General features: G+C 66.2%; 13 protein-coding genes. 6 read left to right on the top strand and 7 right to left on the bottom strand.

Features of this window, described 5'->3' with window-relative positions; translation table 11 throughout:
* Positions 1-1,486: 1,486 nt before the first annotated feature.
* A complete protein-coding gene (locus OP498_RS14050; RefSeq protein ID WP_280553968.1) occupies positions 1,487-1,906 on the bottom strand; it encodes an STAS/SEC14 domain-containing protein in 420 nt (139 codons plus the stop codon).
* Between the two features lie 223 nt (positions 1,907-2,129).
* A complete protein-coding gene (aceK, locus tag OP498_RS14055) occupies positions 2,130-3,875 on the bottom strand; it encodes a bifunctional isocitrate dehydrogenase kinase/phosphatase (RefSeq protein ID WP_280553969.1) in 1,746 nt (581 codons plus the stop codon).
* Between the two features lie 275 nt (positions 3,876-4,150).
* Between aceK and OP498_RS14060 the strand changes: the two genes are divergently transcribed.
* The 3 genes from OP498_RS14060 to OP498_RS14070 all read left to right on the top strand — a co-directional run bounded on the left by OP498_RS14060 (position 4,151) and on the right by OP498_RS14070 (position 6,052).
* On the top strand, positions 4,151-4,912 hold the full coding sequence (locus OP498_RS14060) for a pseudouridine synthase (RefSeq protein WP_280548675.1): 762 nt from the start codon (positions 4,151-4,153) through the stop codon (positions 4,910-4,912).
* Entirely contained in the window at positions 4,909-5,739 is an 831-nt protein-coding gene (gene tcdA, locus OP498_RS14065) for a tRNA cyclic N6-threonylcarbamoyladenosine(37) synthase TcdA (RefSeq protein ID WP_280553971.1), read from the top strand. The genes OP498_RS14060 and tcdA overlap by 4 nt, the downstream gene beginning before the upstream one ends.
* Before the next feature lie 85 nt (positions 5,740-5,824).
* The gene (locus OP498_RS14070) at positions 5,825-6,052 is read left to right on the top strand and encodes a DUF1653 domain-containing protein (protein ID WP_280548680.1); all 228 of its coding nucleotides are present in this window, start codon (positions 5,825-5,827) and stop codon (positions 6,050-6,052) included.
* Positions 6,053-6,123: 71 nt separating this feature from the next.
* Here OP498_RS14070 and bfr read toward each other — a convergent pair whose 3' ends face one another.
* The 5 genes from bfr to lptF form a co-directional block, all read right to left on the bottom strand.
* The gene (gene bfr, locus OP498_RS14075; protein ID WP_280548682.1) at positions 6,124-6,606 is read right to left on the bottom strand and encodes a bacterioferritin; all 483 of its coding nucleotides are present in this window, start codon (positions 6,604-6,606) and stop codon (positions 6,124-6,126) included.
* 158 nt (positions 6,607-6,764) lie between these two features.
* Positions 6,765-6,971, bottom strand: a complete 207-nt coding sequence (locus tag OP498_RS14080; protein ID WP_280548684.1) for a (2Fe-2S)-binding protein — start codon at positions 6,969-6,971, stop codon at positions 6,765-6,767.
* 111 nt (positions 6,972-7,082) lie between these two features.
* Complete coding sequence (locus tag OP498_RS14085) at positions 7,083-7,556, bottom strand: RDD family protein (RefSeq protein ID WP_280548687.1); 474 nt, start codon at positions 7,554-7,556, stop codon at positions 7,083-7,085.
* A gap of 12 nt (positions 7,557-7,568) precedes the next feature.
* Positions 7,569-8,633, bottom strand: a complete 1,065-nt coding sequence (gene lptG / locus OP498_RS14090; RefSeq protein ID WP_280548689.1) for an LPS export ABC transporter permease LptG — start codon at positions 8,631-8,633, stop codon at positions 7,569-7,571.
* Positions 8,630-9,712 carry an LPS export ABC transporter permease LptF gene (lptF, locus tag OP498_RS14095; protein ID WP_280548691.1) on the bottom strand — a complete coding sequence of 361 codons (1,083 nt, stop codon included), beginning with the start codon at positions 9,710-9,712 and terminating at the stop codon, positions 8,630-8,632. Before lptF ends, lptG begins: the two co-directional genes overlap by 4 nt.
* 152 nt (positions 9,713-9,864) lie before the next feature.
* Here lptF and OP498_RS14100 point away from each other — a divergent pair, with 152 nt between their 5' ends.
* The 3 genes from OP498_RS14100 to OP498_RS14110 all read left to right on the top strand — a co-directional run bounded on the left by OP498_RS14100 (position 9,865) and on the right by OP498_RS14110 (position 14,816).
* Positions 9,865-11,391 (top strand): leucyl aminopeptidase, encoded by a 1,527-nt coding sequence (locus OP498_RS14100; protein WP_280553973.1) that lies wholly within the window; start codon positions 9,865-9,867, stop codon positions 11,389-11,391.
* Entirely contained in the window at positions 11,392-11,838 is a 447-nt protein-coding gene (locus OP498_RS14105) for a DNA polymerase III subunit chi (protein ID WP_280548695.1), read from the top strand. It abuts the gene before it with no gap.
* Between the two features lie 116 nt (positions 11,839-11,954).
* Positions 11,955-14,816 carry a valine--tRNA ligase gene (locus tag OP498_RS14110; protein ID WP_280553975.1) on the top strand — a complete coding sequence of 954 codons (2,862 nt, stop codon included), beginning with the start codon at positions 11,955-11,957 and terminating at the stop codon, positions 14,814-14,816.
* Positions 14,817-14,828: the final 12 nt, after the last annotated feature.

Consider the following 14,828-nt stretch of genomic DNA (forward strand, 5'->3'; position numbering starts at 1 on the left):
GGATCAATTGCGCTCGCTCCTCTTTAGGGAGGTGGAGCGCCTCGTCTTCAATTTTCTGGAGATTCATGGAGAAAACCTCTCGTTCACGTATTGCTCAATTTTGACACGGATAGGTATCACGTGCCACAACTCGGATTTCCCGCTTTAACGCCAGCGCACAACGGCGCCCTTGTAGTGGAGGCGCAGCCGCAACGAAAAGGGCGTCCGGCGGCCGCAGGCCGCGAATTGATGCGCCTTGTTAGATGCCGGTTACCCCGGCAATTTATTACGGCACCCAATGCCGAATGCCCACTCCCGATGCTTTGCACCAGCGCGACCCATGGCGCTAGGAACCAGAGCACCGAATGAGCCAAACAGACCGATGTTTACGCCGAATTGCCCCGCGACCTGAACACCCGATTAGCCACTAAAACTGTTGCCGGACTGAGGGCTGTTTTCTGCCCGATGACAACTGCAAAACCTGACCCAAACACCGAACCAAAGAGCGCCGGAGCCAGGCATTTAACGCCAGCAATAAACGGCGGCCCGACAGGGACGTCCGGTGGAGGCCGCAGGCCGGAACGAATTTAATTGCCTTGTTAAGGGCCGGTTACCCGTTGTTTTGTATGGGCACCCGATTTCGAATGCCGACTCCCGATACCTTGTACCAACTTGACCCATGGCGCCAGGAACCAGAACACCGAATACGCGGAAAGTACCCCACGAATGCGCCGGATTGCCCCGCGACCCGTACACCAAATTTGCCTACAACACTGTTGCCAGACTACGGGGTGTTTTGCCTGCGGGCCATTGCTGAGGCTGATGCCAAACACCCAACCAATGAGCACCGAAGTAAGGCCTTTAACAGGTATTAGGCGGCACGTTCTATGATTGGATGAACATGCCGGCACGTTTTATTGAAAAATGCTGCTTGCAAAAACGCTTGCAAGCTCTTGATTCTCCACACCTTTAACTAAAATTAGGCTACATATCCAAAATTCGCGCTCCTGCTGCATTTTCCGGAATGGCCGCTTTGGGTCGAAAACGGCCATTCCTTCGCGCTGCAAGCAGCGCTCCCACAAGGGGCCCTTTCCGGTGCGGGGGTGTGTTTCGATGCTTCGGGTCGACATCCGCCGCTGGCACACTCTTCTCTATACACCGTCATACACCGTCACACCCCCATTCACCCTGCTCTTTCGTCCCTGTTTGCCGGCGGCAATCCTCCCCACCCTAGGAGCCTGTCGGACTTAACGCTGATCTACTGCGAGATCCGGTCTTCCGGCCAATTTTATTCGATCTGATTCGTTAAATAGCGAGCTATTCGCCTCATCAGATCGATAAACTTGTCTCGAAATCCAAATCTCTCGTTACGATCGGTCAAATCCGACAGGCTCCTAGCTCAATAGACGTTGGCTCTCCATCGGATGGGGTGTGGATAACGTTGGTGGAAAGCCGGTGTCACCTCAGCGGTAAGACGCAGCCGCGGTTGGCGAGCTGGCAGGCCCGGTCAGGCCCCGTGATAGCCATCCTCTTCGGGGCTCTCGTGGTCCCCCTTGGGTAATTGACTGGCCCAGGCCATGGCCGCGGCGTGATCGTGCTTGGGAAAGGTGCGGATCTCCAGGGCCTTGAACAGCCGCTCTTCCAGGTGGGCGAGATGCTTGACCCACGCCTGGTCGGTGACCACGGCGGCCCGGTGGTAGTGCTCGAGATCGCCGAGCTGGGTCAGACCATAGCCGATATCCTTCAGCAAGGCAGTCAGGGTCAGCCAGCGAAGGGCGTCGATCTCGACCACCAGGCTGACCCTGGGATGGGCTCGCTTGGCGACCTCGATGGCATCGATGGCGTGCTGCAGCTCCTGGGCCGTCACGACACCACCCGCCTTCATCGCCACGACATGCTCCACCGGATGGGAGATGAGGTCCAACATGGGCGTTCTCCTTGGGGTTGAGAGAGAAGCTAAGCGCCTCGGTCGCTTTCAGCATAGCGCGCTGTGCCGGCAGCGCCGGGCCGAGCGGGGTGCCAGGCGACACGGAGGCATGATGCACTGCCGCGAGGTGATGGCCCTGACGCCGCAGCTCGGCGCCCTGGTGGCGCCCTTCCGGGACAGGCGCCGAGGATTCAGCCGGTCATGGTCAGGGGGGCGCGCCTGGCTAGTGGACCAGGCCGTTGTCGTCGTCACCGGCGAAGCGCTGCTTGTTGCGATAGGGATAGACGTCGATCACCCGGCCGTCGAGGATCGCCTGCTGCAGCCCCTTCCAGTAGTCGGCATCGAACAGCTCCGGATGGAGTTGATAGAAGAGCTTGCGCAGTCTGACGTTGGCGAACAGGAAGGGGCCGAACTCCTCGGGGAAGATGTCGTTGGGCCCCACCGAGTACCAGGGCTCGTCGGCGAGCTCCTGCTCGGGATAGAGCGGCTCCGGGATATGCCGGAAGTTGCACTCGGTGAGGTAGCACACCTCGTCGTAGTCATAGAAGACCACCCGGCCGTGGCGGGTCACCCCGAAGTTCTTGAGCAGCATGTCGCCGGGGAAGATGTTGGCGGCGGCCATCTGCTTTATCGCATTGCCGTAGTCCTTGAGCACCGCCCTTGTCTCAGCCTCGTCGCACTGCTCCAGGTAGAGGTTGAGCGGGGTCATCATGCGCTCGGTGTAGCAGTGCTTGATGATCACCTTGTCGCCGCGCAGGTAGACGGTGGAGGGGGCCACCTCCAGCAGGTGCGCCAGGCACTCGGGGTCGAAATGGTCCTGACGGGCAATGAAGTTCGAGAACTCCTGGGTATCGGCCATGCGCCCCACGCGGTCATGGCGCTTGACCAGGCGATACTTCTCGCGCACGTTCTCGCGGCTCATCGCCTTGGTGGGATCGAAGCGGTCCTTGATGATCTTGAACACGGTGCGGGATGAGGGCAGCACGAACACCGCCATGACCATCCCGCGCACGCCGGGCGCGATGATGAACGTGTCCTCGCGCCGCGCCACCTGGTAGTTGAGGGCACGGAAGAATTCGGTCTTGCCGTGCTTGAAGAAGCCGATGGCGGCATACAGCTCGCCCTGGGGCTTGTCGGGCATCAGCTCCTGGAGGTAGTGCACGAACTCGCTGGGCACCACCACCTTCACCTGGAAGTAGGCCCGGGTGAAGGAGAAGATGATCGACACCTCATCGGGCTCGATCAGCACGGTGTCCAGGTGCAGCCCTTCGCCCTCCGCATACAGCACCGGCAGCACCAGCGGCACCTGCTGGCCACCGCCCAGCACCCGACCGACCAGGTAGGCGCCCTTGTTGCGGTAGAAGACGCTCTTGATCAGTTCGATCTCGGCCTCCGGGTCCTCGCGGATGGCCTCGGGCAGCAGCCGCTGGAGCGCCTCGCCCCCCAGGGCCGCATCCCGCTCCAGGTCGACGAAGGGCGCCTCGAAGCGTGCCTCGCCCAAGGCCCAGCGCAGTCCCGCCACCCAATCGCCTCTCACCCTGTGGCGCCGACACAGCGTCAGGCCGGAGTGGTGTGCCGCCCGCTCCCGGGAGCTGTAGACGAACATCCAATCGTTGTGGATGTGCCGGTGGTGGAAGAGCGAGCAGAACATCGAGTTGAAGAAGGTCTCGGCCAGCTCGTAGTCCAGCCGCTGGTCGATCAACTCGGCGTAGTGCCGCCGGGCCTCCCCCCAGCACTCGCAGTGAGTCAGCAGATCATCGTCGAAGGTGCGCCTCAGCCGAGCCAGCGTCTCCTGGACCTTCTCGTCATAGAGGTCGATGCGCTCCGCCGAGGCCTGCTGGGCCTCGCGCCAGGCGGCATCCCGGAAGCGGCGGCTGGCGTCCGCGGTGATCTGCTTGAAGCGCGAGCGGTACTCGTCGAAGCCATACAGCACGGTGGCGGCGAGGTGATAGGCGGGCGAATGCTTCATGTTCGGGCTCCGGGCAGCGGTCTCTCCCAGCATGACGAATTGTGCACTGCAAGGCGAGCCGGCCATGGTGGCGCCCGCCATTTCGGCCAGCGCCCTCATTTGCCCTCGCCCAGCATCAGCAGGGTCCCCAGACGTAGACGAGTTCTCATGTCGACCAGACTAGCGGCCATGCCGATCTCCCACCGGATTTTCCCGGTCGCGACGGGGCGAGGATAGGATGACAGCACGACGCCGGCCGGCGACAATGGCGCCCCCTTGACCCCGAAGGTGCCCCGATGACGCCAGCGCTGAGCCTTCTCCATCAGGATGACCACCTGGTCGCCGTGCACAAGCCGGCCGGCTTGCTGGTGCATCGCAGCGCGCTGGCCCGCGGCGAGCGCGAGTTCCTGCTGCAACGGCTGCGCGACCAGCTCGGCCGTCGGGTCTACCCGGTCCACCGCCTGGACCGCCCGACCTCCGGGGTGATCGTCTTCGCGCTCGACCCCGAGACTGCGGCGGGCCTCCAGGCGGCCTTCACCGCTCGCCGGGTGGAGAAGCGCTACCTGGCGGTGGTGCGTGGCATCGGCCCGCACCAGGAGCGGCTGGACTACCCGCTGCGCGAGGAGGACGGTCGCCGTCCCAAGGCCGAGATGCCGGCCATGGCGGCGGTGACCGAGGTCCGCCGGCTCGACAGCGTCGAGCTGCCGGTCAGGGTGGATCGCTACCCCCAGAGCCGCTACTCGCTGATCGAGGCGCGGCCGCAGACCGGCCGCCGCCACCAGATCCGCCGCCATCTCTCCCGGCGTGGCTACCCGATCATCGGCGATGCCAAGCACGGCAAGGGCAACCATAACCGCTTCTTCGCCGAGCGCCTGGAATGCCCGCGCCTGCTGCTAGCGGCGGTGGGCCTGGCCTTCGACCACCCGGTGAGCGGCCGGCGCCTCGACCTCTGCTGCCCCCTGGATGCCTGCATGACGACGCTCTTCGAGCGCTTCGGCTGGACGGGCCACCTGCCGGCGCCGCCCCGACACCACGACCGCCCGAGCATGATGCCATGACCGATTCCGCCACCTTCATCGCCCCTGCCGCTGCCCCGGACGACTACGAGGCCCGCTTCGGCGGCATCCGCCGGCTCTACGGCCGGCGTGCCGCCGAGCGCTTCCGCCGCGCCCACGTGGTGGTGGTGGGCGTGGGCGGCGTGGGCAGCTGGACGGTGGAAGCCCTGGCGCGCTCCGGCATCGGCAAGCTGACGCTGATCGATCTCGACGACGTCTGCGTCAGCAACGTCAACCGCCAGTTGCACGCCCTGGACGGCACCATCGGCCGCCCCAAGGTGGAGGTGCTGGCCGAACGCTGCCAGGCCATCCAGCCGGGCATCGAGGTGGTGGCCGACACCGCCTTCGTCACTCCCGCCAACCTGGCCAGGCGCATCCCCGCCGATGCCGACCAGCTGGTGGACGCCATCGACAGCGTGGTCGCCAAGGCGGCGCTGATCGCCTGGTGCAAGCGTCGCAAGCTGCCGATCGTGGTGACCGGCGCCGCGGGCGGCCAGACCGACCCGACCCGCATCCGGGTGGCCGACCTGACCCGCACCGAGCACGACCCACTGCTCGCCAAGGTGCGCGCCCGGCTGCGGCGCGACTTCGGCTTCTCGCGCAACCCGAAGCGGCGCTTCTCGGTGGAGTGTGTCTACTCCGACGAGCAGCTGGTCTATCCGGGCAGCGACGGCGAGGTATGCTTCCAGAAGCCCGCCGACGGGGAGGCCACCCGGCTCGACTGCGCCTCGGGCTTCGGGGCGGCGACCTTCGTCACCGGCAGCTTCGGCTTCACCGCCGCCGCCCGGGTGCTGGCCAGGCTGGCGAAACAGGCCCGCGCCACGCCCTGACACCGCGCTTGAGGCCATGCCCTTGAGACCATGCCCTTGAGACCATGCCCTTGAAACCATGCCCTTGAAACCAGAGAATCCGCCCATGGAACACAACGTCCCTCGCCCTGGCATCTACCGCCACTACAAGGGCCCGCTCTACGAGGTGCTGGGCGTCGCCCGGCACAGCGAGACCGAGGAGCCGCTGGTGGTCTATCGCGCCCTCTACGGCGACTATGGCCTCTGGACGCGCCCGCTGGACATCTTCCTGGAGAGCGTCGAGGTCCAGGGCGAGCCGGTGCCCCGCTTTGCCCTGGAGAAGGCCTTCCCCTGACGCAGGAGCGCCCCGCGGCCAAGGCCGCGGGGCGCTCTCGTCGAGACCCGGGGTCGGTGGAGGGTCAGGTGTTACTCCTCGCCGGCTTCCTGCATCTGCGTCTGCATGTAGTTCTCGATGCCGACCTTGTCGATCAGGCCGAGTTCGGTCTCGATGTGGTCGATATGGTCTTCCTCGTCGGTGAGGATGCCCCGGAAGAGGTCGCGGCTGACGTAGTCCTTGACCTGCTCGCAGTAGGCGATGGCCTCGATGTAGTCGTTGCGGCCCTCGTGCTCGATCTTCAGGTCGCACTCGAGCATCTCGCGCACGTTCTCGCCGATGTTCAGCTTGCCGAGGTCCTGGAGGTTGGGAATGCCCTCGAGGAAGAGGATGCGCTCGATCAGCTTGTCGGCGTGCTGCATCTCCTCGATGGACTCGTCGTACTCCCACTTGGCCAGCGCCTTCAGACCCCAGTCCTTGTACATCTTGGCATGCAGGAAGTACTGGTTGATGGCCACCAGCTCGTTGCCGAGCGCGGTGTTCAGGTGTTCGATGACCTTGCTGTCGCCTTTCATCTCATTACCTCGATCGCGGTTGTCGGGGGGCTGGCTGTCAGCTTGGCACGGCCACCGAAGCCTGGCCAGCCCGCACCTTCCACAGTCTAGGCAATGTCACACATAATTCAATAAAATCATGGACTTGTTAAGGCGAAGGAGAATGATAGCGATTGCCATCAGACGGCGTAGGCGAGCCCCTGTGCCGCGGCGCTCAGCTCGGCCTGGATCGCCTCGCGGGTGATGTCCTTGCCGGTGCAGGCACACTTGCCGCACTGGGTCCCGCACCCCGTCACCTGCTGGACCTCGCGCCAGCTACGCGCCCCGTCCTCGACGGCGTCCCGGATCCGGTGGTCGGTCACGTTCTTGCAAATACAGACGTACATCACATCACCTCACGCTGGCCATGAAGTGAATGTAAATAATTCGCATGGGTAATCGCAAGCGGCATCCCGCAAAAACCTGACCGAGGTCAGGACGGGCGCATCGCGCGCGCCTCAAGGGCGCTTGGGAAGGACCACCACCCGGGTGCCGGAGGCGATGTCCGGCCAGCTGCGCTTCTCGCCGTCGACGAGGATCCACAGGTAGCCCAGGCCGAAGGCGGCCAGCGAGATGCCGGCCACCAGGAAGCGCTGCAGCGCCTGGAGAGCGGTGATCGAGCAGCCGTCGAGGGTCTGCACCCGCAGCCGCCAGGCCTGCATGCCCAGCGTCATGCCGCCGCGGGTCCAGAAGAAGGCGAAGAAGGCGAAGGCACTGACCGCCAGCAGCAGGCGCAGCGAGAGCACCAAAGCGGGCCCCGTGCCCACCTGCTCCGCCGGCACCTCCAGCACCAGCCGCACCACGGCCAGGTGCGCCGAGGCCATGACGATCCAGATCGCCAGCACCAGCAGGCCGTCATAGAGCATGGCGCCCAGCCGCCGGCCGAGGCCGGCTGGCCAGACAGCGTCGAGTTGGTCGAAGCGTCGTTGCATGAATCCCTCTCCTCAGCCAGTGCGACGCAAGAGGTACAGCCCCAGCCCGGCACTCAGCAGGGTCGGCGTCAGTACCGCCCAGGCCGGCGAGAAGCCAAATACCATGGAAGCCGGCCCCAGCAGATCCTGCACGTACTTGAAGACCAGGCCGATGATGACGCCGTAGAAGACCCGAGTCCCGGCGGCCACGGTGCGCATGGGACCGAACACGAAGGACGCCGCCACCAATACCAGCGAGGCCATGGTCAAGGGCATCAGCATCTTCTGCCAGAAATACAACAGCGGCTGGGTCGCCTGCTGGCCCTGTTCGCGCAGGAAACGCGCATAGGCCCACAACTCGCTGGGCGCCTGGCTCTCCACGTCACGCAGCAGCCGCTCGAGCTGGGCCGGCGTCATGGCGGTCTCCCAGTCCAGGGTGTCATGGCGCTCGACCTCGGTGCGCGCCTCGCGGAAGCGGGTCACCGCCACGTCCTGCAGCTGCCAATGGTCATCGCGCCACACCGCCCGCCGAGCACTCATCGCCTCGCGCAGGGCCTTGTCCTCGAAGCGGTAGCGGGTCAGGTCGAGCACGGTATCATCGGCGCGGATGGCCCCGAAGCGATAGAAGCTGTCACCCTCGCGCTGCCAGCCGCCGCGCCCGGTGAGCACCGCGCCCTCGCCCTGCCGCTGCTCGAGGCGCCAGGCGCTGGCGAACTGCTCGGTGTGCGGGCTGACGAACTCGGCGATGGCGAGCACCACCACGATCACCAGGATGATTGGCTTCATCACGCCCCAGAGGATGCGGACCAGCGAGCGCCCGGCGGCACGCATCACCGTCAGCTCGTTGCTCGAGGCCATGCTGCCCAGGCCGATCAGTGCGCCGATCAGCACCCCCACCGGCGCGTACTGGTAGAAGCGCCAGGGCAGGCGCATCAGCAGGTAGAGCAGTACCTGGAAGGCGCCGTAGTCGCCCTCCACGTCGCCGAGGTCGTTGATGTAGGTGATCACCAGGTCAAGACCCAGCAGCACCACCTGCACCACGATGATGGCACCCAGCACGTTGCGGGCGATATAGCGATCGAGCCGGTCGAGAATCATCCGCTCATCCCCTTGTGCTGGGCCCGGGCCATCATCGCCAGGCCGAGGGCCAGGAAGCCGCCGTGGATCGGCCACATCCCCACCGCCACCGGCCAGCTGCCGCGGCCGATGGCGTCCAGCGCCGCCAGCAGCAGGCTGAGGTAGGCCACGTAGAGGAAGATGGCCGGCAGCAGCTTGGCGAAGCGCCCCTGGCGGGGATTGACCCGGGAGAGCGGCATGGCCAGCAGCGTCAGGATAAAGACCATCAATGGCAGGCCCAGCCGCCATTGCAGCTGGGCCCGCGCCGTCAGGGCGTCATCGGCGAATAGCACGGCGGTGGTAGCGTATTCGGGCGCATCGAGCTCGGCCTTCTCGGCGGCTCCCGAGAGGCGCACCGCATAGGTGCCGAATGCCAGCCGCTCGGCCTCGGCTCGCCCGGGGTCGACGCTGTAGCGCTCGCCGTCGGCGAGCACCAGAAAGCGGCTGCCGGTCTCCGGGTCGACGGTCTGGTAGCCGGTCTCGGCCCGGGTCACCACGCTCTCGGGGGTGCCGTCGCTGCGCGACTGTCGCTCGCTGATAAAGACCTCCTGCATCCGGGTGCCGTCGTCACTGAAGCCCTCGGTGTAGGCCGTGCGCCCGCCACCGAAATCCTGGAAGCGACCCGGCGCCAGGGCCGAGAAGTCGAGCTGGCTGCGCTGCTCCTCGAGGAGCACCTCCTTGTCCAGGGCCCCGGCCGGGGTCAGCCAGAGGCTGCACACCCCCACCAGGATCGCCACCAGGGTGGCCGGCACCAGACTGACCTCCAGCAGGCGATTGGGGCTCGTGCCGCAGGCCACCAGCACGGTGATCTCGCTATTGAGATAGAGCTGACCATAGGCCAGCAGGATGCCCAGGAAAAAGGCCAGCGGCAGGATCAGCTCGAGGAACCCCGGCAGGTTCAAGAGCATCAGGGTGCCGAGGATGCTCACCGGGATATCACCCTCGGCGGCATTGGAGAAGTAGCGGATGAAGCGGCTGCCCATGATCACCAGCAACAGCACGCCGGCCACGGCGGCCATGGTCAGCAGGATCTCGCGGGTCAGGTAACGGAATATGATCAACGCTGTCTCCCGGCCCGGCACCCCGTGGGGCCCGGCCATCTTCCATGCAATGACGCCTTGCCTTGGGTACACTGGGATGACTCGGCAACGTGCCGGCATTATCCAGAATCCCCCATCGCTTGTAACCCCAAAGCTTGTCTTGTGGAGACTCCATGGAATTCCCTGTTCAGACGGCCAATCCCGCCAAGGCCGAGACGGCCTGCTTCGTGGTACCGGTGTTCAAGGACGGTGAGCTGCTGCCCGCTGCCGCCAAGCTCGACGATGTCAGCGAGCGGCTGATCGGCCAGCTGATCGAGCGCGGCGATTTCGACGCCAAGCTGGGCAATGTGCTGATGGTCCCCTTCGCCCCGGGGCTCAATGCCGACCGTCTGATGCTGGTGGGCCTCGGCAAGCGCGACAAGTGCCGGGAAGGCGCCTTCCGCAAGGCGCTCGATGCCGCCTTCACCGCCCTGGCGACGCTGCCCATCGAGGACGTCGCCGTGGCCTTCACCGACGTGCCGGTGCCCGAGCGCGCCTGCGACTGGAAGGCCCGCATGGTGGCCGAGGCCGCCCATCGCGCCGTCTACCGCTTCGACGAGTTCAAGTCCGAGAAGGCGCCCGCGCCGCAGCTCGCCCGCGTCACCCTGCTGGTCAGCGAGCACGGCGATGCCGAGGCGGCCCGCCAGGGCAGACGCATCGGGGGCGCCATCGGCCAGGGCGTGGCCACCACCCGCACCCTGGGCAACCTGCCGGGCAACGTCTGCACCCCGAGCTACCTGGCCGAGCAGGCCGAGGCGCTGGGCCATGCCGCCCACGGGGCGCTGTCCGTGGAGATCCTCGACGAGGAGGCCCTGGAGCGCCTGGGCGCCCACAGCCTGCTCTCCGTGGGCCGCGGCAGCGCGCAGCCCACGCGGCTGATCGTCATGAAATACCAGGGCGCCGAGAGCCCCGACGACGCCCCCCACGTGCTGGTCGGCAAGGGCATCACCTTCGACTCCGGCGGCATCTCGCTCAAGCCCGGCGAGGCCATGGATGAAATGAAGTTCGACATGTGCGGGGCGGCCAGCGTGTTCGGCACCGTCACCTCGGTGCTCGCCATCCAGCCGAAGATCAACCTGGTGGCCATCGTCGCCGCCGCCGAGAACATGCCCGACGGCCGCGCCACCAAGCCCGGCGACATCATCCACACGCTGAAGGGCCTCTCGGTGGAGGTGCTCAATACCGACGCCGAGGGTCGCCTGGTGCTGTGCGACGCCCTGACCTACGCCGAGCGCTTCGAACCGGCCAGCGTGGTCGACATCGCCACCCTGACCGGTGCCGCCATCATCGCCCTGGGCCACCATGCCACCGGTCTGCTTTCCAACGACGACGACCTGGCGCTGGACCTGCTGGATGCCGGCGAGACCGCCTGGGACCGCGCCTGGCACCTGCCGCTGTGGGACGAGTACCAGGAGCAGCTCGACTCCAACTTCGCCGACCTGGCCAACATCGGCGGCAAGCCGGCGGGCACCATCACCGCCGCCTGTTTCCTGTCGCGCTTCGCCGACCAGTTCCCTTGGGCGCACCTGGACATCGCCGGCACGGCCTGGACCTCCGGCAAGGAGAAGGGCGCCAGCGGCCGCCCGGTCGGGCTGCTGACCCAGTACCTGCTGGATCGCGAGGAGGAAACGCGCAGCGTGGAGAACGGCAACGAGCTCTAGATGACCCAGGTCGACTTCTACATCCTCCCGGACACCACCCTGGAGGCGCGTCTCGGCTTTGCCTGCCGGCTGGCCGAGACCATCTATCGCAAGGGCTATCGGCTGCACCTGCATGCCGAGGACGAGGCCATGGCCCGGGAACTGGACGAGCGGCTCTGGACCTTCCGGGCCGACGCCTATGTGCCTCACGCCCTGTCGGGCAGCGAGGGGGCGGAGGGCGTGCCGGTGACCATCGGCTGGCAGGACCTGCCGATGGTCGGCGAGCCGCCCCAGGCGCTGCTCAACCTGCACCCCGGGATCCCCGAGTGGTTCTCGCGCTTCGAGCGGGTCGCCGAGATCATCAACCAGCACCAGGACGTGCTCACCGCCAAGCGCGAGTGCTGGCAGACCTATCGCAAGCGCGGCTACCCGGTCACCCCGCACCAGCTCAAGAGCCAGGCGGGCTGACGCCTCCCCCGGCGTCACGCTATAATCAGCCCCATTTTCAGCATCCCCGGCACCCTGGCAGCGCCCGCGAGGCGCGCTGCCATGGGTCGGTGCCACCTCCTCGACCCGGAATGCCCATGGACAAGACCTACCAACCCGAGCAGATCGAATCCCGCTGGTACGAGCGCTGGGAAGCCGACAACCGCTTCGCCCCCTCGGGCGAGGGCTCGCCTTACGCGATCATGATCCCGCCGCCCAACGTGACCGGCAGCCTGCACATGGGCCACGCCTTCCAGGACACCATCATGGACACCCTGATCCGCTGGCGGCGGATGCAGGGGCGCAACACCCTCTGGCAGGTGGGCACCGACCACGCCGGCATCGCCACCCAGATGCTGGTCGAGCGCAAGATCGCCGCCGAGGAGGGCAAGACCCGCTTCGACCTGGGCCGCGAGGCCTTCATCGACCGGGTATGGGAGTGGAAGCAGGAGTCCGGCGGGCATATCACCCGCCAGCTGCGCCGCATAGGGGCGAGCGTCGACTGGTCGCGCGAGCGCTTCACCATGGACGACGGCTTCTACCGGGCGGTGCAGGAGGTCTTCGTGCGCCTCTTCGAGGAGGACCTGATCTACCGCGGCAAGCGGCTGGTCAACTGGGACCCCACCCTGCACACCGCCATCTCGGACCTCGAGGTCGAGAACCGCGACCAGCAGGGCAGCTTCTGGCACTTCCGATATCCGCTGGCCGACGGCGTGACCACCGATGACGGCAAGCCCTATCTGGTCGTCGCCACCACCCGCCCCGAGACCCTGCTCGGCGACACCGGGGTGGCAGTCAACCCGGAAGATCCTCGCTATGCGTCGCTGGTGGGCAAGTTCGTGGAACTGCCGCTGGTCGGGCGTCGCATCCCGATCGTGGCGGATGAGCATGCCGATATGGACAAGGGCTCGGGCTGCGTGAAGATCACCCCGGCCCACGACTTCAACGACTACGAGGTGGGCCGCCGTCAGGAATTGCCGCTGATCAACGTCCTCACCCAGGATGCCGCCATCCTGGCGCTAGCCGAGGCCTTCGACATCCAGGGCCGGCCGTTGCCCGATGTCGACCCGACCCTGCCCGAGGCCTATGCCGGGCTGGACCGCTTCGACGCGCGGGCGCGCATCGTCGCCGACATGGACGCCGCCGGCCTGCTCGAGCAGATCGAGACGGTCAGCAACACCCTGCCCTATGGCGACCGCTCCGGCGACGTCATCGAGCCGCTGCTCACCGACCAATGGTTCGTCGCCGTGGAGAGCCTCGCCAAGCCGGCCATCGAGGCGGTGGAGAAGGGCGACATCCAGTTCGTGCCCAGGAACTACGAGAACATGTACTTCGCCTGGATGCGCGAGCTGCAGGACTGGTGCATCTCCCGCCAGCTGTGGTGGGGCCACCGCATCCCCGCCTGGTACGACGCCGAGGGCAACGTCTACGTGGCACGCAGCGAGGCGGAAGCCCGGCAGAAGCATGACCTGCCCGCCGACCTCGAACTGACCCAGGACGAGGACGTGCTGGACACCTGGTTCAGCTCCGGGCTGTGGACCTTCGGCACCCTGGGCTGGCCGGAAGAGACCCCGGAGCTGGCGACCTTCCACCCCTCCAGCGTGCTGGTCACCGGTTTCGACATCATCTTCTTCTGGGTCGCGCGGATGATCATGCTGACCGGCAAGTTCATGGGCGAGGTGCCCTTCCAGCAGGTCTACGTGCACGGCCTGGTGCGCGACGGCCAGGGTCAGAAGATGTCCAAGTCCAAGGGCAACGTGCTCGATCCCATCGACCTGATCGACGGCATCGACCTGGAAAGCCTGGTGCAGAAGCGCACCGGCAACATGATGCAGCCGCAGAAGGCGCGGGCGATCGAGAAGGCCACCCGCGCCGAGTTTCCCGAGGGCATCGAGCCCCACGGCACCGACGCCCTGCGCTTCACCTTCCTCTCCCAGGCCACCACCGGGCGCGACATCAAGTTCGACATGGGCCGCCTGGAGGGCTACCGCAACTTCTGCAATAAACTGTGGAATGCCTCCCGCTATGTGCTGATGAACGCCGAGGGCGAGGACACCGGGCTCTCTCTCGAAGGGCAGTGCGACGAGCCGGTCGAGCTGTCGCTGGCCGACCGCTGGATCGTGTCGCGCCTGCAGCAGACCGAGACTCAGGTGACCAGGGCCCTGGAGGAGTTCCGCTTCGACCACGCCTCCCAGGCGCTCTACGAGTTCGTCTGGAACGAGTACTGCGACTGGTACCTGGAGCTCTCCAAGCCGGTACTGTGGGATGAAGAGGCTTCGGCCGACGCCAAGCGCGGCACGCGCCGCACCCTGGTGCGCGTGCTGGAGGCGATCCTGCGCCTGGCCCACCCGATGATGCCCTTCATCTCCGAGGAGATCTGGCAGCGCGTCGCCCCGCTGGCCGGCACCCACCAGGGCGTGGGGGATTCCCTGATGGTCCAGCCCTGGCCCCAGGCCGATGACAGCAGGGTCGACGAGGCGGCGACCCGCGATATCGAGTGGCTCAAGGGGGTGATCGTCGCGGTGCGCAACATCCGCGCCGAGATGAACATCGCCCCGGGCAAGCCGCTGGAGGTGCTGCTCACCAAGGGCGGGCCGGACGACCCAGCGCGCCTGGAAGCCAACCGGCCCTTCCTCGCCAAGCTGGCCAAGCTAGCGAGCGTCGACTGGCTCGACGATCACGAACAGGCGCCCCTCTCGGCCACCCAGCTGGTGGGCGAGATGGAGGTGCTGGTGCCCATGGCCGACCTGATCGACAAGGAGGCCGAGCTCGCGCGCCTGGCCAAGGAGATCGACAAGCAGGATAAGCTGATCGGCGCCGTCGAGAAGAAGCTCGGTAACGAGAGCTTCGTTGCCAAAGCCCCCGAGGCGGTGGTCGAGAAGGAGCGCGGTAAGCTAGCCGACCAGCAGGCCTCTCGCCGCCTGCTGGTCGAGCAGCGCGACAAGATCGCCGCGCTGTGATCGTTCCACTCC

The sequence above is a fragment of the Halomonas sp. 25-S5 genome (assembly GCF_029889845.1).
In the GTDB taxonomy this organism is placed as follows: Bacteria; Pseudomonadota; Gammaproteobacteria; order Pseudomonadales; family Halomonadaceae; genus Halomonas.